The organism is Bradyrhizobium shewense (assembly GCF_900094605.1).
Taxonomy (GTDB): Bacteria; Pseudomonadota; Alphaproteobacteria; order Rhizobiales; family Xanthobacteraceae; genus Bradyrhizobium; species Bradyrhizobium shewense.
The window spans coordinates 300722-318599 of record NZ_FMAI01000005.1 but is presented as its reverse complement, the minus strand read 5'-3'; the positions used below and the strand labels follow the sequence as shown (position 1 = coordinate 318599).

The 17878-nt window shown below is 58.3% G+C and carries 10 protein-coding genes and 2 pseudogenes; 7 read left to right on the top strand and 5 right to left on the bottom strand.

Annotation, left to right across the window (positions count from 1 at the left end; all coding sequences use genetic code 11):
* Positions 1–673 precede the first annotated feature (673 nt).
* Positions 674–1054 (bottom strand): hypothetical protein, encoded by a 381-nt coding sequence (locus GA0061098_RS43675; RefSeq protein ID WP_129590839.1) that lies wholly within the window; start codon positions 1052–1054, stop codon positions 674–676.
* A 2210-nt stretch (positions 1055–3264) separates the two neighbouring features.
* Here GA0061098_RS43675 and GA0061098_RS47410 point away from each other — a divergent pair.
* The 5 genes and pseudogenes from GA0061098_RS47410 (at position 3265) to GA0061098_RS12490 (ending at position 9136) form a co-directional block, all read left to right on the top strand.
* The gene (locus tag GA0061098_RS47410) at positions 3265–3441 is read left to right on the top strand and encodes a hypothetical protein (RefSeq protein WP_430649261.1); all 177 of its coding nucleotides are present in this window, start codon (positions 3265–3267) and stop codon (positions 3439–3441) included.
* A pseudogene (locus tag GA0061098_RS47405) lies at positions 3360–3640 on the top strand (cytochrome c peroxidase). The gene GA0061098_RS47410 and the pseudogene GA0061098_RS47405 overlap by 82 nt, the downstream one beginning before the upstream one ends.
* Before the next feature lie 8 nt (positions 3641–3648).
* Positions 3649–4230 carry a c-type cytochrome gene (locus GA0061098_RS47400; RefSeq protein ID WP_245323241.1) on the top strand — a complete coding sequence of 194 codons (582 nt, stop codon included), beginning with the start codon at positions 3649–3651 and terminating at the stop codon, positions 4228–4230.
* Between the two features lie 1151 nt (positions 4231–5381).
* On the top strand, positions 5382–6518 hold the full coding sequence (gene modC / locus GA0061098_RS12495; RefSeq protein WP_091956655.1) for a molybdenum ABC transporter ATP-binding protein: 1137 nt from the start codon (positions 5382–5384) through the stop codon (positions 6516–6518).
* A gap of 1082 nt (positions 6519–7600) precedes the next feature.
* On the top strand, positions 7601–9136 hold the full coding sequence (locus GA0061098_RS12490; RefSeq protein ID WP_165637311.1) for a S10 family peptidase: 1536 nt from the start codon (positions 7601–7603) through the stop codon (positions 9134–9136).
* Positions 9137–10149: 1013 nt separating this feature from the next.
* Here GA0061098_RS12490 and mdoH read toward each other — a convergent pair.
* A pseudogene (mdoH, locus tag GA0061098_RS12480) lies at positions 10150–11677 on the bottom strand (glucans biosynthesis glucosyltransferase MdoH); the annotation flags it as partial.
* A 1107-nt stretch (positions 11678–12784) separates the two neighbouring features.
* On the opposite strand from mdoH, the gene GA0061098_RS12475 reads away from it, so the two are divergent.
* Together GA0061098_RS12475 and ahpD are read left to right on the top strand one after the other, a co-directional pair.
* Positions 12785–13339 (top strand): peroxiredoxin, encoded by a 555-nt coding sequence (locus GA0061098_RS12475; protein ID WP_091956588.1) that lies wholly within the window; start codon positions 12785–12787, stop codon positions 13337–13339.
* Positions 13340–13342: 3 nt separating this feature from the next.
* Positions 13343–13891, top strand: a complete 549-nt coding sequence (gene ahpD / locus GA0061098_RS12470; RefSeq protein ID WP_091956587.1) for an alkylhydroperoxidase, AhpD family — start codon at positions 13343–13345, stop codon at positions 13889–13891.
* 232 nt (positions 13892–14123) lie between these two features.
* Here the strand turns inward: ahpD and GA0061098_RS12465 are convergent, their stop codons facing one another.
* The 3 genes from GA0061098_RS12465 to GA0061098_RS12455 are packed head-to-tail and all read right to left on the bottom strand — an operon-like array spanning position 14124 to position 16887.
* The gene (locus tag GA0061098_RS12465; RefSeq protein WP_091956586.1) at positions 14124–14420 is read right to left on the bottom strand and encodes a ferredoxin family protein; all 297 of its coding nucleotides are present in this window, start codon (positions 14418–14420) and stop codon (positions 14124–14126) included.
* Positions 14421–14458: 38 nt separating this feature from the next.
* Positions 14459–15766 carry an FAD-dependent oxidoreductase gene (locus GA0061098_RS12460; protein WP_091956654.1) on the bottom strand — a complete coding sequence of 436 codons (1308 nt, stop codon included), beginning with the start codon at positions 15764–15766 and terminating at the stop codon, positions 14459–14461.
* Positions 15767–15777: 11 nt separating this feature from the next.
* The gene (locus tag GA0061098_RS12455; protein WP_091956585.1) at positions 15778–16887 is read right to left on the bottom strand and encodes an electron transfer flavoprotein subunit alpha/FixB family protein; all 1110 of its coding nucleotides are present in this window, start codon (positions 16885–16887) and stop codon (positions 15778–15780) included.
* Positions 16888–17878: the final 991 nt, after the last annotated feature.

Genomic DNA, 17878 nt, shown 5'->3' with positions numbered 1-17878 from the left:
GCTGGGGTCAGACATATTCTGCTGCCGGTATCATTCCATCATCAAGGCCATCTCGCGATTCCAACTGGTCAATGTACTTTAACCCGACGTCCCGTGCAGACGATGCAAATGGCTCCCTGGCCATCGCCCGCAAGCGAGAAAACTGGTAATCAGCAGGCCGTTCCCATCGACCTCCACTTGCGATGCACCATCAACGCCTGCCAAGTGGGCCTTTATCTTTTACGCATCAGCACGCCTACAACCTGTCGCAGCGTGAGATTCAAGCTATTAAATCGGTCTTCTGAGGCGGACTGTGCACAGCGGATGTCGATAGCAAGATTGTCCATGGACTGCTCATTTGGCTCGACACTGCGTCTAGCCGACATTTGCCTCGGATTGCTAAGATCCCAATCCTGGCACGTGCGTTCTTTGATTGGATGGCGCGTGCCTACGATCGCAGTCAGGCTGGCTCTCCTTCCTTAAGCAATCGTCCCCATGGCTTTCTCATGTTGTTGATGGTCCAACTCGCCCATAAATTATTTATCGGGTAAGCGATTGCGAATGCCGGGTACCACCGCGGGACTGACACTGCGCAAGAAGTCGCCGCCGCTTTACGCCGCTTGGGCCGCAAGAGCTCGACATCGCTAAGGTCCAAGTCGCGAGCTGTGGCCCAAGTCAGGACGCGCCCAGCGACTCAACAGGCAACAAAGCCGTCAAGCCCTTGCAAGTTCCGCCGCCATCGACCATGGGGACATGCGTCGTGCGTTAACAGTTCCTGCTTGAGCCGTCTGCGTGTCGCACATGAATTTAACTGCTCCGGTTCTCGGTTTTTCTTCGCGCCGCAATCAATTCTGTGGAGCGCAGGAATTGTGCAAGGCACAGGATCGCAGCGCCGTGAAAACGCGAGGATCTGCCTCGATTTCTCGTCGCGCGCGCGGTGTAGGGTGATATTGATGATAAGCGTGCATACATTGAACTGCTCGCCGAAAGACGGGCGGGACGTCGCAAGTCCTCGGATGCAGTTGCTATGCAGGAATGCGGAGCCGAGGAATGGCCCCTCGATGACGATCGCCATAATTGATACTCCATGGACACGAAGTGAACTATATCTGTGATGGCTTCAATTGATGATACACTGAGTGAGATCAGATGGCTGCGGAACGAAATCTGGCGCTGCCGTCGATTCCTTAAAAGGGACCTACCTGGGGCGGAGCGCAAGGCCGTTGAGAAGCGTCTGCTTGAACAGCTTTCTGCCTTTGAACGGCTCTTGTCGACGGCGTTTCCTTTGACCTTGAGCCCTAAAGTATATTCGGCCAAGAGCACCACGATCGGGCGAAGCGACTCGCCTGAAGCGCCCGTCGAGAACGCCGCAATGGCATCAAGCGGTTCGTTCGGGAAGTCGATGGGGGGCTAACAAAAACGTTTCCTCGATCTATCTGTACCTTGAGCCGGGCAGTCGAAACGAAACTGATCCCCAGCTGAGAAATCTGAGGAAGACGCGATCGAACAACCTCCAATGCTCACATTTCGCCGATCTTTTGCAAGTTATAGCCGATTTGGGCCATCTGCCGGAAAATACTTGGTTGCCGACCACAACGCCGTAGATTGATGCGCAGAACGGATTCCTGCAGATGTCCGGCTGTACCCACCACAGTTTACGCAGATTGTCCTCTCGACCGGTTACAGCGGGGCCGATGGCAATCTCACGACGGCCTTAAAGTGGGCGGATGGCTGCAGCGCTGAAAAAAGCGCAACTGCTGCAGCACGAAATCGAGGTTCAGAGCGCATTACAACCTCGTAGCACGTATGGGCGCACTATCGATGGCTGATCGAGGCCAATCGATTCACCGTGCTCAGCCGCCCTGATAGATGAACTGCGGCTCGGCAGGCTGAAGTTTCCAGCCCGCTCGACTTTCGGCCACCAAGCGGGCCAAACTCCGGCGCCCGACAGCCTGAATACCTCACTGCCGCTCCATTTTTGCAACTGCCGCTCGGACGCCTCACTCTCATTGAAGGACGACCGGAAGCCTGTTGAGACGTCGTCTCGGTCCGTCGTTTCTCTCCGCGGCGGTTGGCACCATGCGGCGGCATTCGCCGCGCAAGTTTTTGAAATTGTCCCTAAGACAAAACATCGCTACGTCCACTTCGCTACGCCCTGTAAAGCGGTCACAGAAGCGGATTACGTCTGATCTGCACGACATCAAGACTTGCTCGGTCCGCCGATCTCGCGCGCGAGCGTGTCCTGTGCACCAGGTCGCTGCGATCGCGATCCCGGCGAGGGCGGCTGCACAGCGACGCGCATTGCAAGTCCAGCCCATTCGTCGCTCTTGATTCACCAAACCTCTCTTAAGCCGCATATCCATCACTATTGTTCTCGGCCGCGCGAGCATAACCTGTTTACCGGATTGGGCCGCCTCTGTCTCGCTGTTGCGGGCCGACGCCATGATTGCGGGCTCGCGAATCATCGTCGCGCCACGCGCAGCACGCTGATGCAAAGACCGAGATACAGCATAGATCTGCCGTTTACCGCTTGTGTGTCGATGCTGGCTCCCAATACGGCGCTTTGCTTCGCAATGCTACAACCTGACGCCACGATCGATTCAAGCACTTTGAGGGTCGTCAAATGTGTGAGACGGGCAGCATACCCACATTAGGGGCAGTAGGACGAACTCCCGACAACGGGACGCCTGACCGACTGCCCCCGGGACGAACGTCCCCGATGTTGGTCGATGACGCTCTGCCTGGTGTTGGGTTGAGGGCGTCAAGGGCACGCATCGAGACGATCAGCGACAAGCTGGGTGGACGCAGCTCGCTTGTTCGCGGCTCCAACCAGCTGACCTGCAGAGAAGAGTTTCGTACGATGGGCTTTGAGAAGTACAGAGGTTTGGACCGACAGGCCAAGGTACCATGGCTGCATGGTGATCGTCGTAACTGTCACCTACGGTCGATACCACAGCCTCAAGCCGGCTGCTGCTATTCACGGTGGGCAATTGCTCAAAACCAGCTCAGCGGCCTCGAGCCGCGGGCATGCCGATTGCTACAAACACCGACAGCGCGTCAGCCTGGGTGCAGCCTAGCCGGAACCCGGAAGACACCATGCGTGGTCGACGTCTTTCTGCGGACGGGCGCGGACCGCGCGTTACGTTCGCGATTCCACGATCTAGGACAAAAGCGAGCCTTCACATGAGGAAATTAGCGGTACGCGAGCTTTCCTTGGCCGGCAGGTTACGTGTTGTGGCCGCAGCCATTCTGATTTTGCGAGCAGCAGGCGCCAATGAGGATTAGATGAGCGCCGCCAAGCTGATTTTCAAGCCGATTCCCTCAATCGTTCCCGCTGTGAAGGACAATCTTATCACCCATGAAAAGGTCACACTTGGCAAATCCTTGTTTTTCGTCCGAGGCTATCGGCGAGCGGGGTTATTAGCTGCAACACGTGCCATAACCTTGGGACTGGCGGGGTAGATGCCGGCCCAATGTCGATTGGTCTCGCTGGCAGCTGGGGTCGCGTCGTGCGCCAACAGTCTATAACGCGGTCTTCAACGTGGCGCAGTTCTGGGATGGGCGCGCGGCCGATCTTAAGGCGCAGGCCGCAGGCCCTGTCCAGTCCAGGGTCGAATGCGACGCCCGTACGCGTGCTCAGCACATTGAATTTAATGACTGATTATCGTTATGTTCAGTAAGGCTTTTCCCAATGATGCGACGCCCGTGACGTTTGAAAATCTCGAAGGCCATCGAGGCTTTCGAGGCGACCTTGACTACTCCTGCCGCCCCCTCGATCAGTACCTCGATGACGACGGATATGCTCTCACTGATCAGCAGAAAGCCGAGCTGAAACTATTCATCGAAAAGGGATGCTCCTCTTGCCACAACGGGATCAACGTCGGTGGACAGGATTACTTCCCGTTCGGCATGATCAAAAGGCCAGCCGAAAGCCTGCTTCGAGGGAAGACAAGGGTCGTTTTTCCGTCACCAAGGATCTCGGCGATGAGTATGTTTTCCGCTCGGCGCCGTTGCGCAACGCCGCATTGCGCCCCCTACTTCCATTCTGGTCAGGTTTGGAGTCTTAAGCAAGCGGTTGGCGTAATGAGTGCGGTTCAGCTTGGTGCAAAGCTCAGCGATGAAGAAGCTGACGAGGTTGTCGCCTTTCTGAATTCGCTCACCGGGCAGCTGCCAAAGATCGATTACCCTGTACTGCCCACGCGGACCATTGCAATCCCGAGGCCCTCCTTAGACAATAGGCCTTCACGATAGCGACACGCTACGTTGTGATTAGAACGGAGATAGCGCTGCCGCAACGAAATCAGGCGATGTCCAAGCTGGAGCATTCAGTGGGCCCACCTTGCGAGCCTCGAGCCCCAACCCGTTGGTCGCTGACGCAAGAATTCCTGAGGGGGCCTGTCAAATTGTCCATCTTTGGCAGCTCAATCCTGAGTCACCTGGCATTGCAACGAAGGTCTGCGCGCTGAAATGCGCGGCGTAGCCGCTGCTGCGAGGAAGATTCTTTCCCGTAGTTCGCGGGCACCGCATTTCATTTCAGATCAGTCCTTTTTCCAAGCGCCCGGCAGCCGACCTTCTCCCGCGCGCACATCGGAAGGTGTGCCAAATCGGCGCATGGACTTGTGCATCATTGACGAGTTTTACGGCCGCGTGTTCGCCAAAGCACATCTCAAATGCAAGAGGCGATGGTTCATCCTCAGCTTCGTCTCCTAGCTCCTGCATGTGCGGTTGGTGACGCGAGCGTCCAAAGCCCTACAATGAGATGCGGCGATTTAAGAGGTCCGGTGGAGACCGATACAAGGCCCCCCTTGCCGCTAGAAGCGGCACGCGAATTGCTGGCAAGGAACAACAAATTGCTGCGAAGAAAGTGGTGGCGGCAGGACCGGAGTTCCAATGTGGCTTATCCGATACATTCTGATCGACCTGGCTTTGACGCTCCTCGGACCCGAGAATGCACACGCCATCACTATCGCGCGCGGCGGAAACTTCAAATCAGCTACTAAAGCTACGGGATCCTTGATAGGGATTCCGGGCCCCGAGGCCAGCATTCAACTCTGGCGTGAGCCGACCTGCGTGCCGTCAAGTCTCAAGGCGCGTTATTTGGACATTCAGCAGAAGCCCTTGGCGAGCCGAAGCGAGCTGACAGCCTGGCCTGCCGGAAAGGGGCTTTGCTTCTCGTTGGCAAGCGCACGGGACAGCACCCGACTGTCTCGATCCTCACCGCGCGAGGATGCAACAAGCCTCTGGTCTTAACATCGCTCTGCAGTTCGTCGCCGCACCTATGCCCTTCCTAGCAGAGGCGTTGTTCTGGAGCGACGGAGTCAATGGTCAACGGCACAGCCATCATCTCCATTTGCGATTTGTGTTCGCGACTTGATGGAAAGATACAGCACAGGCACAAGTTCATGACAGAAGCAAAAGCAGGCTATATTGAGGTCTACTTCAACGGCTCTCTCGCGAACATTCCGCTGGATGCGCAATTCAGCTTACCAGCCAAAGGCGTTACAGCGATCTTTGGTCCGCCCGGGTGCGGCAAGACCACGCTCGCGCGCTGCATAGCTGGCGTGCAGCGTCTGCCCGACGGGTTCTGTGCGATCGATGGAGAGATTTGGCAGGATAAGACAACCTTTCGACCGCCTCATCTGCGTCCCGTCGCATACGTATTCCAGCTACCTACCCATTTTTCTGGCTGGTCTGTACGGCGCACCCTTCTCTACAACACGTCAAAATCGACATCGGCACTGATCGATTTTGATGGTGTGGTCGAATTACTCGCCTTGGCGCCGCTGCTCGAGCGTTTGCCGTCACATCTTTCTGTGGCCGAGCGACAACGACTTGCCCTTGGCAGAGCGTTGTTAAGCCAGCCTCGACTGCTTTTGCTGGACGATCCGCTCATTGTGCTCGATCGCTCCGCCAAATGCGAGATCATGCCATTTCTCGTGCGCATGCGGGACAAGCTCCCATTGGCGATGATATACGTTAGTCATGACATGGCTGATATTGAGCATTTTGCCGATCATCTTGTCATGATGAAAGATGGCGCCGTGACTGCAGCCGGACCGCTCAATGTCGTTCAGAGCGCTCCGGAGCTTGGCTGGCGGGACGAAGCTGCAGTCTGTCTTGATACCCTGGTCGGCGGCTATGACGGACGCTATGGCCTGCTCAAGCTCCGCCTCAAGGGAGAGCGGCTTCTGATACCTGGAGCGCCGCTGAGACCCGGCACGAGACTGCGGCTCCGGATCGCAGCCGGCGACGTCAGCATTGCGTGCAAGCCCCAGCGTACAAGCTCTATCCTTAATGTATTTCCGGCACGCATCAAAGCCTCTCTGCCGTTCGACGAGGCTGAGGTCACCTTGGTTCTGTCTCTGGGAGCTTGCAATTCTGGCGTGCCGCTTTTGGCCCGCATCGCGCGTCGCTCCTTTCATGCACTGCGGCTCAGCGATGGAGCGGACGTATTGGCGGAAATCACGCGCGCTGTTCCACTCGGGGCTGCCCAGCCGCTCTTGCAGCGTTTGCCAAATTGGCATGAGAACGTTCGATAGCTGTGCCTCATACGAGAACCACATCAACAGATCCCGTTCGAGAATCGATACTATGAATGGATGAGATTCGAATACCGTGGGGCAATTGTCGACCGCCGTAACCGTAGGCTACGGGCCGATTTTGCTTAGGATCTCGCGCAGCAACGCGTGCGCATCGGTGGCGTCGTCCAAAATCGAGGCGATCTGGGGAGATCTGGTGCCCCATCTGAGCGACCAGGAAAATTGTTTGGCTCTTCCTTCCAGATTTGGGGCAGCTGGCCCGCTCGACTTAACTGTTCTGTTGATGCTTATCGCTACCGGTTTGGAGCAAACTCGGAAACTTGACGCAACCGATTGATCTCGTGCGGCATAACTGGAGTGGGGGACAAATCATGCGCTTGCAGTGGACATCTCAGTCGCTAGCCCAGTGGTATGAGAGCTTGGGTATAATCACGGCAATCGCGCCGAAGGTCTCTGCTGGTTTGCAAGACGAGATGGGCAAGGCAATCCCGGCGCATGTACACATCAGCCGCGCAACCGATCGTGATCTCGGGATGGGCTTGCGAGGGGGAGCCGCCACACCTAGCCAAGCGCTGGATCGCAACAGAAGACATCTTTCTGCGGCGAGGAGGCGCTCGCGCGCCCCTGTGCCGAGCGCGCCGGCACAGAAATCACTATTTCGGAAGAGATAGGTCATTAGTTGCCAGCAGCCAGAACAAGGGGCTGAGGCGATCCATTGGTTCTTAGCGAAGCTGAACTAGGGGTCAGGCCAAGGATCCAATACTCACTCTGACGATGGCGGCAAGGTAAACGACGGCCAGGAGATTTCTCGCAAGCTTGTCGTAGCCGGTTGTAACGCGCTGAAACCTCCTTGAGCTGGCAGAAGCACGCATCGATAACACCGCATGCTCGTCGGCGAGTTCGGGGTCCACCCGGTTAGATTTGTATGCACGGAGGGAATTCCCCCTTTGTGCGCGCACGCGGTGATGATGACGACTACTGGCTCTAGTAGGTTTGTTGTACCCCCAAATGAGTTAGCGATCAGAATTGCTCTGACAGATGGGTTCCGCGCACAGGGTGCGCGCCGGGACAGGAGAAACTCGATGCATTTGACCGCGTTGCGCCACACCTCTCTTGCGCTGATCCTGTTTGCCTGCGGGGGAATGGAGAGCGCTCTAGCCGCCGATCCGGCGCCTGTTCAGGTCACTACGCCGCCCGGCCAGAAGGCTGGCGCTGGGCAAACGCCGAGTATGCGATCGCCGGCCGAGCAGCATCGCCTGCCGCCGGACTCCAGCACCGCGCAAACGCTTGAGCTCCCCGGGCGGACGCTTTCTTTCGTCGCGACCGCCGGCTCCATCCGCCTATTCGACGACAAGGGCGAGCCCCAGGCCGACATCGCCTATACTGCCTATCAGCTTGACGGAGCCGACCGCGGCTCGCGCCCCGTAACATTCTTCTTCAATGGCGGACCGGGCTCATCATCGGCCTGGCTGCACCTCGGTAATGCCGGACCGTGGCGGTTGCCGATCAATGCGGACGAGGTCACGCCATCGACCTTTCCGGAGGCGCGGCCAAACGCGGAAACTTGGCTCGATTTCACCGATCTCGTGTTTCTTGACCCCGTAGGCACCGGCTATAGCCGCTTCATCGGAACCGGCGATGATGCGCGCAAGCAGCTCTATTCCGTTGACGGCGACGTCAACGCGCTCGCGCTGGTGGTCCGCCGCTGGCTCGAAATGCATGACCGGCTGTTGTCTCCGAAATACATCGTGGGTGAAAGCTATGGCGGGATTCGCGGGCCAAAGGTTGTCCAGCAGTTGCAGATGCAGCAGGGCATAGGCATCAAGGGACTGATTATGGTCTCGCCACTGTTCGACTACAGTCAGTTTACCAGCACGAGCCTGCTGCGATACGTCGCAACCCTGCCAAGCTATGTCGCGACCCTGCGCGAAGCCGAGGGTCCGGTAAAGCGATCTGATCTTGCCGACGTGGAAGCCTATGCACGCGGCGAGTTTCTGGTCGATCTCATGAAAGGCCAGGCGGACAATGAAGCGACCACGCGCCTGGCCGACAAGGCCGCAGCGCTGACCGGCATCGACCAGAAGGTCAGTCGTAGGCTGGCGGGCCGCTTCGGCCTCCCGGAGTTCCGCCGTGAACTCGAGCGTAAAAACGGTAAGTTAATTGGCAATTATGACGCCTCGGTGCGTGGCCTCAATCCGTATCCGGACTCCGATTTCCCACTTTCCGGTGATCCCTCCAGCGATGCGCTATTGGCGCCTCTGACCAGCGCCACTGTCGATCTGCTTACGCGCAAGCTTAATTGGCGGCCGGACGGGTCTTACGAGTTGCGCAACGGCGCGGTTGGGCGGGCTTGGGATTTCGGTCGCGGCTCTCCAGAGTCCCTTTCACAGCTGCGCCAGATTCTGGCAACGGACCGGAAGATGAAATTGCTCGTCGCACACGGCCTGTTTGACCTCGTCACCCCCTATTTCGCATCGCAGATCGTGCTGGATCAGTTGCCGCCGTTTGCCTCGGCGCCGCGCCTCAAGCTTGTAGTCTATCCGGGCGGCCATATGTTCTATTCACGAGATACCTCGCGCCAAGCTTTTCGTGCAGAGGTCGAAGCGATGATGAAGTAACGCCGACGATTTGGTCACAAGCAAGTTCGCGTGAGGCGAATGACTCGCCGAAAGACTTGTATCTCACCTAAAGTCAGGAGCAATGCTCCTGGACGGCCGAGGTTATGATGCAGACCGGAAGAAGGCGCATCGGCCAACATTCCGCCGCGCTGCAATCGCTGAGATCCAATCAATCTTCGCCCGCATCTCTATTTGAACCGGAATTCCGTCGAGCGCTTCCTCAACAACGTCGAGCATACCGGCGCGTGGCACGCGAAGACAAACTCACCGCCAACTACCCGGCCTTCATCCAACTTGCATCGCATCAATGAGGCTGTGGGTGCATGTTGATGAGTGCCCGTGCCAAAGCTGGAACGATCTTTGCTACCATCTCGCGGCTGGCTCAAGCATGCAAGAAGAACCGGCGCGCTGAGAGTACATCGGGTCTGACACGAGCAATGTTCTACGGCTATGAATCAAAATATGTCGCTTGCAAGAGCAAACTCATCTTGCTCCTGGCCTCGACCATCGTTTCGCTCTCTGCAGCGGCACCTGCATCCGCCGCGACTTTTGCGCTGCCATCCGCCGCCTCCGAGACATCCTCGGCAGCGACCCCAATTCTGCTAGCCCGCGACGTCGCAGAGCCTCTGCCTGGAGCGCTAGAACGCCACAAAGCGAAGACGGCATTAATACCTCCAATGAAAGTGGACAATTGTCGATGCGACGACCCCCTAGGGACCCTCGAGCCGGCGACATTGCACGTCGTAGAATTCTTAGCAGCCTTTTTCGGAATATGCGGGTTGGTGCTTTACCAGTTAGTGAAGCTCCACGACAAATACAAAGATGGGAGATCTAGCTAGCACTACCTGACAAAAAACTGACGTCGCGCAACTGGCTGAGGGTGAATCGGTCACGAGCAATGTCAGTACGCCCCCTCAGAGGCGAGAGCGCCGTTGCGCGCAGCGCACGGGAGTTGTCTCGGGTCAAGGACTGGTTCGAGTCCGAGCGAGGTCCGCCAAGCACTCGGTGCGCGTTCATGGCTTCTGCAATACGGTCGAGAGGGCTGAGCCGTCGTTCAAGATCGAGAAGATCTCCCGCGAGGATAGATGATCTGCGGCCTCCTCGAAAGTCTCGCTGGCATCGACCTTGGCACGGCCGACCGCCAGATGGCGTCGATCGTGTCGGGTCGGGCGGCGCGAGTAGGCGGCAGCTGCGCGAGGTGGAAGGCTAGAAGCGCAGGGTCTTGGCGCAGCTCCACCAGTGCGGGGCTGCCCCCTGGGTCCGCCGACGCGTTTAGTTCGTTCGCTCGCCGCAGGACGGAGGGCGGCTCTCGTTCTTCGGGAGTGACAAACGATCTTCCGGAGACGGGCATGGCGGTCAGCGCGCCTATGGGAACGGCGAACAGCAGCCCGACGATGACAGGCGATATCCAGAGCAGAAGGGGCGCGAAACGGCGTAGGCGCTTGCCGCCATCGCAACGCCGCACAGGGTTGGAACGCCGTATTTCCGATAGAGCTAGCGGCGCTCCACGGTGCCGTCGTCGCGCCTTTGCGTCTGCCAGCCGGCATCGCGGCCGGCCAGAATCTCGACGACCGCGATCGACTGAAAGATCATCATCACCGGCGCCATCAGCGCGGATACGATGATCTCTGCGATAACTCCGGCCGAAGCACGCAACGCGCCGCCAAATTCGCGCCGCTCCGAGCGCCGCATCCAGACGAGGACCAGGCTGAGCAGCTTCGGCAACAGCAGCAGCCCCATGGTGGCGACGAACACCCACATGGCGATCACGGGATCCTGGGCCGGCCAGGTCGGAAACAGCGAGAAACCCTTGGGAAAATACTCGGGCCGCACAAAGCGGGCCTGCAGCGAGATCAGCATCCCTAGTAGCAGGAAGAGCAGCCACAGCGGCGCCGTCAGATATGCCACGATGCCCACCATAAAATGCAGCCGCGAGACCCAGTGGAGCCCTCGCGCAGGGACCACGGCGAGATGCTGAAGATTGCCCTGACACCAGCGCCGGTCGCGCGCCGCGAAGTCGGGCAGTGAAGGCGGCACCTCTTCGTAGCTTCCGCCGAGCGTCGGCAGCATGTAGATGCCCCACCCGGCACGCCGCATCAGCGCAGCCCCGGCGAAATCGTGGCTGAGGATGTGCCCGCCGAACGGCTTGCGCTCGCGCAGCTGCGGCAGCGCCGCCGCTTCGGCGAACGTCTTCACCCGAATGATCGCGTTGTGGTCCCAGTAATTGCCTTCGGAGCCGTGCCACCAGGCGACGCCGGCGGCGATCATCGGCCCGTACAGCCGGCCCGCGAACTGCTGGACGCGGCTGAAGAGACTTCGCGCATTGACGACCATGGGAAGAGTCTGGACGAGGCCGGCGGTGGGATTGGTCTCGATGGCATGGACCAATCGGACGATGGTCTGCCCGCTCATGAGACTGTCGGCGTCGAGCACGATCATGAAGTCGTAGACGGCGCCGAACCGCGTAATTCACTCGGAGATATTGCCGGCCTTACGGGCCGTGTTGTCGGCGCGATGACGATAGTATAGCCGCGGCGTTCCGATAAGCGTTTGCGGTCGAGCCAAGGTGAGCGTGCGGAACATCGACACTATAACGCGTACTGCTGAAGGAGTTGTCCCGCAGGTTGGACCTAGGCGGCATCCGCATCGAACCACCAATGTCCGTACGGTGGATATTTTCATGCGACCGGGCTGCTGAAGCCTCGGGGGACTCGCCTCAGGCGGAACTTGCCTCATCCGAAGCGCAACGCGTACTACTCCCGGGCAAGATCGCATGCGGCACATCGGGGTCGAACTTGGGCTGATCGATTGCCGTTCGAAGACCTACCGGGATTTGATACTTGCGATTGAAAGTTCTGCATCGCATTCAATTACGCCGATTCCCTCACATCCACGACAACCCGGTCGTGCCTGCACAGCCACATACCCAATGCACCTAAGATCTTGAGACCTTGAGGTCTCGTGATCAAGAAGCTTCAGAGTGATCGTCGCATGTATGATCCAGACTGCACAACCTGACGCTACGTTGAGTTTAAGCCCCAATCGCCGCCGACGGCGGGCCTGGTTGGCTTTCAAGCGTTTCAGGATCCGGCAAATCCTCGAGCTTGGTGATCTGCCGCCGCTTCAAGCGCCTTAATGCGCTAGGCGCCGCAGCCGATGATTACTCGCATCTTGTTTGGCAACGGCGGGAATCTGCGGCCTTATGAGTGCAATCTGTTGTCGCGGCGATACAGCCGCTCTTGTTGGTTCCACAAAACCTCGCGGCTTCGTCAGGTTCAGTATTTTCATTAGATCTTGGCAGGCCGGCAGTCGTGACCCATTCGGCGCATTGCGAAATGAGGCAGTTTGCTCTGAAGGACGCAGAACGAGCTCTGACCAGACGCTGCAGGCGAACATCTCAGGCGGCCGCGCAAAGCAAGGCTGTTCTCATTATTTCTGTATGCGCTGCCTACGACTGTCAGCCACTTGAAGCTTTGCAAGGAAGCGCTTGGCTACAGATTTTTCTGAACTTAGCGCTGATCGACGCTTCAAGCGCGCGAAGACATGCCTGTACCAAAGCCGCTGGACTCCACTCCTGAGAACGGATGGCATATAGTTTGCTTAAACGGTGAGGTCACGATCTACTCAAAGCAAATTTGTGAGGACAGCATGCTCGGAATTGGAAGTCAGTTGCCGCCGTTCGAAATCACAGGGGTGAAGCCGTGTTTTCAAGCGCAGGAAGAAGAAGGACAGAGTGCATTCGAGACGCTGACCGAATCGAGCTTTCCAGAAAAATGGAAGATCATCTTCTTCTACCCGAAGGATTTTACCTTCGTCTGCCCAACAGAGATCGCTGAGTTTGCCAGGCTTTCCAAGGATTTCGCCGACCGCGATGCGGTTGTACTGGGTGGTTCGACTGACAACGAGTTCTGCAAGCTCGCTTGGCGGCGCTCACACGTCGATCTGCACAATCTACCCATATGGCAGTTTGCCGACACAAAGGGAACGCTCGTCGATGGTCTTGGGGTGCGTTCACCCGAAGGGGTTGCCTATCGTTACACCTTTATTGTTGACCCCCAAAACACGATCCAGCACGTCTATGCGACCAACCTCAGTGTCGGGCGCAGCCCTAAGGACACGCTCCGCGTTCTGGACGCGCTGCAAACCGACGAGCTCTGTCCCTGCAACCGCGAAATCGGCGGCGAAACATTGAAGGTTGCTTGAGGCATGTTGTCGATCGAACAAATAAGCGACACGATTCCCGATTTCGCGAAGGACGTCAGGCTTAACTTGACCTCCTTGGTGGCCGATGAGACGCTTTCGCCGCAACGAAAATACGGGCTGCTGCTGGCGAGCGCGATTGCCACCCGCAATGCAGCCCTCATTGCCGCGATCGAAGCGGCTGCGTCCGCCGTGATGACGTCTGTGGCGATCGCCGCAGCGAAAGCCGCCGCCTCCGTGATGGCAATGAACAACGTCTACTACCGCTTCGCTCACCTCGTTTCCAACCCGGAATACAAGACGATGCCGCCACGGCTGCGTATGAACGTGATCGGCAATCCCGGCGTGGACAAGTCCGATTTCGAGCTGTGGTCGCTTGCGGTCTCAGCCATAAACGGCTGCGGTGCCTGCATCGACGCGCATGAGAAGACACTGAGAGCCGCGGGCGTCGATTCCGCAGCGATCCAGACCGCCGTGCGCTTTGCCGCGATCATGCAGTCAGTGGCGACCGCAATCGAGATCGCTGGGCCGACCCCCTCTCAGGCGAGCGGCTGATCCATCCTCTGCCATCCGATCGACGGCGTTGTGGCGCCACTCAGTGACGCCACAACCAGTCCTTCGCAGCTCCCAAACGAACGTGACATCTGCAAGTCATGTCTTGCGCAGCGTCCCCATGAAGAGTGTCTTACTCGAACTCCAGGCGCCGTGAAAGTGACGCGTCATGCGCCACAGATATGGTGAGATCCTGTCGCCTAACTCGGTCGCACCACGGCCCTTCGTCCCACCGTCACCCAAACTTGAACAGCACTCCGTATCCGCCGCGCGGATGGCTCCATTGGATGTCGCCGGTGGGCTCGGCGATCACGCGGCAGGTACCGCACTCGATGCAGCCGTCAACTGTTATCTCGACCTGGCCGTCGTCATTGAGCTCGTAGCATCGCGCGGGGCAGGCTTTCAAAAGTGCAAGTAGCTGCGGCGATGGCCTCGTGTGCGCACGGACCTTGACGTGAGGGTGACCGACGTCGACAAGATAGCGGTTGTAATACAGCTTGTCTTCGACGCGCACTGGGGGTTCGACATTCATTCTTTTACCTTCCATTGTTGGACTTCACACTGTTGCGGTCAGCGCCAGGCCCGGGCAAAACGATAAGCATCGCCGAATAGACCTGTCCACGACCGCGCCTTGACAAAGGATTTCAGGGTCGCCTTCTCCTTCTCAGCCTTGGGCGTACCATCGACGCGCACAAAGTTTTGCATCGCCTTGGAGATGAGCTGCGGATAGGTGAGAAAGAAGTTTTGTGAGTGGGTATGCATCAGCGGCGGAAAATCCTTGTACTTCTTTAGATCTTTGATGACGAAGGAATCGTCCAGCAACTTCTTGTAGATCGACAGATTTGTTGCACTCATCGGCTCGCCGCGGGATTTCACCAGATCTATCGCTTCGGCGGCGATGCGGCCGGAAGTCATCGCGAGATTGGAGCCCTCACGATGAATGGCATTGTTGAGTTGGGCCGCATCGCCCACTACGACCCAGCCTTCCCCATAAAGCTGCGGGATCGACTTGTAACCGCCTTCAGGAATGAGATGGGCCGAATATTCCTTGACTTCGGACCCTGCTATCAGGGGCGCCACCGAGGGATGCCTCTTGAATTGATCGAGCAGGCCGTAGGGTGTCTGGCCCGTGCGCTGGAAGTCGGCGACGAGACAACCGATGCCGAGCGAAATGCACTCTTTGTTGGCATAGATGAAACCCATTCCGGTCATGCCGCGGGAAATGGTACCGGCCGCCTCAATCACGACGCCTTCATCGCCCTTGAGATTGAAGCGTGCCTCGATGGTCTCGCGAGGCAAGAAGTGCATTTCCTTCACCGCGAGCGCAACATTATCCGGTGTCGGGCGCGCGCGCAGGCCCGCGCGCGTCCCGAGCAGGCCATTGACCCCTTCGGCCAGCACGACGACATCGGCGTGTATTTCGCCGTCTCGGCGATCTGTACGGACACCGACGATCCTTTCACGCTCGTCCCGTGCGAGCTCGGTGACGGTCGTCTCGCACAGCACGGTCGCGCCAGCCTCCCGCACCTTGGAAGAGAACCATTTGTCAAATTGGGCGCGTATAATCGTGTAGCGGTTCGGCCGTTCCTCGTTGAAGTCCTCCGAGCGGTAATGCATGCCGACATGGGACCGATCGTCCATCATCCAGAACCGTTGCTCGATCAGGTGACGTTCGAGCGGCGCCTCCTCTCGAAACTCGGGGACCAGCTTTTCCATCATGTCGGCGTAGAGGATGGCGCCCTGCACATTCTTTGATCCGGGATATTCGCCCCGCTCGAGCTGCAGCACCTTCATGCCGCGTTTGGCCATGGTCAATGCCGCCGCGTTGCCGGCCATACCGGCTCCGACCACGATCGCATCGAATCTCTCTTCAATCATCATCATCTCCTCTAGACCGCGATACGGGCGCGCGAATTCGGCAAAAGCCGGGCGCGAAATGCGGCCGTCAGCGCCGGTAGCAATTGCATGGCGTCACTGACGATCGCGAGATGGGCAAAGTCGAAGATCGGAGCGTTCTTGTCAGTATTGACGGCGACGATCAGATCCGCGCCCTCCACGCCAACCCGGTGCTGGATCGCGCCGGAAATGCCGGCGGCAATATAGAGCTTTGGCCGGATGGTTTTCCCCGTCTGGCCGATTTGCCGGTCAGACGTAACCCACCCTTTTTGTACCAGAGGACGCGAGCAGCCATATTCAGCGCCAAGCAGAGTTGCGAGCTCGCGCACCAACCGAAAGTTCTCAGGCGATCCCAGTCCCAGGCCGCCCGCAACCACGACATCGGCATAGGCCAGATTGGAGGTTTCTGCATCGCGGTCGGGTAGGAACGACAATACTTTCGTGACAATATCGTCTTCGACAAGGCCGAGCGGATGGACGATGATACGAGCGGCATCGCGTACGACGCGCTCAGGCATCGGCATGACCCGCGGGCGGATGGTTGCCATCTGCGGACGATAATTCAAGGTATAGATAGTGCAGAGCAGCGAGCCGCCAAAGGTCGGACGCGTCGCCGCAAGTGAACCATCGGCGTCGACGTCCAGCGCGGTGCAGTCGGCAGTGAGCCCCGTGGACAGGGTCGTCGCCACGGAACCTGCGAGATCGCGACCGAGCGTCGTCGCCCCTAACAGTAGGATCTCGGGCTTGTAGGTATTGACGAGTTCGGTTAGCGCTTTGGTATAAGATTCGTTGCGGTAATCCGACAAAACGTTGTCGCTCACGAGATAGGCCAGATCGGCGCCGTAGCAAAAGGCGTCCAGCGCGGCGTTACGTGTGTGCTGCCCCTCCGGACCGATAACGACAGCCGCAAGATTTACCTTTAGCCTGTCGGCAAGCCTGCGCCCGGCACCCATGAGCTCCCATGAAACCGGATGCACCTGGCCACGCTCCAGCTCGACGAAGACCCAGACGTGCTTGTACGCCTTGAAGTGCTCCGGCAGTTCTTTTTTCGCTGCTGCGCGCCCGGCCGGCGCCGGCATGGCCGTTCTGGTGACATTGCTCATACTCTAAATTCCCCTCAAAGATAGGCGCGCCCGCGCCACAGGTTGCTTTTTTAGCTTCCTTAGCTGAAGATCACTTTTGGTCAGCAAGTGACCGGCTGCTCTGCCCCGTCTGCTTGGTCCGACCGGCCTCACAACAAGACGCGTGGTCGCGATAGACGTACCGGTCCGGCCGGATTTGGCGAGGTCTTCCACACTGAATGCTTGCGCGCCGCGTTTGACGAGCGCCACCGCGGTGGCCAGGGCGCCGCGGTGATTCTGACCGTTCGCTTCCATGCCGGAGTTGGCGATTCCGTTCGCTGCGCAATACCTGCGCCTCACTTTCGGCCCACCAGCTCCACATTGACTGTGATGACGAGCGCGATCCTGGCAACGCACCTGTCACGCGATCCATGCCGAGCCTCCAGCGCGGACAGCCCGTATGGGCCGACGTTGGCCCTCTTCCTGACGCATGTTGCTATCCGCCATGAGATGGATACAAATCTGAGCGGAATCCGGGGCCGATTTGATGCGGACGACGCTGTGCATAACCTCTCCAGGTGTAGCGCGAACGGGCGACTTATCCATTGACCACCATCTCACCGTCCATACGGAGCCTTGATCGCGTCAAAGACCGTTTCGAACGGACCTGGCGCGATCGTACGCCACGAGATGATGGCGCAGGGCTCGGCAGGCACTAAAAGCAGCATCATGGGTCTTCCTTCAATCTCATCTCGGACGACTACCATCTGTCGGCACAGATGATCGGATCGGCAGGACAACAGCAAGTGTCGTACCAGTTGCAAAAAACACTGAATGTCAGTCGAAAGTAATGGTTTGGCAGACAGTTGAAATATCCGCTGATACCGTGGACACGACCAGTCCAGACATGGGTCGGGAATACGACAGCCGCCGCTCGGGTGATAGCTGCAGAGAGTTGACCCGGAAAAAGACGAAGGCCGCACATCGGGTTGCCACGGTGCCCCGTCGGGCACACCTTGCTTGCAGTGGAACG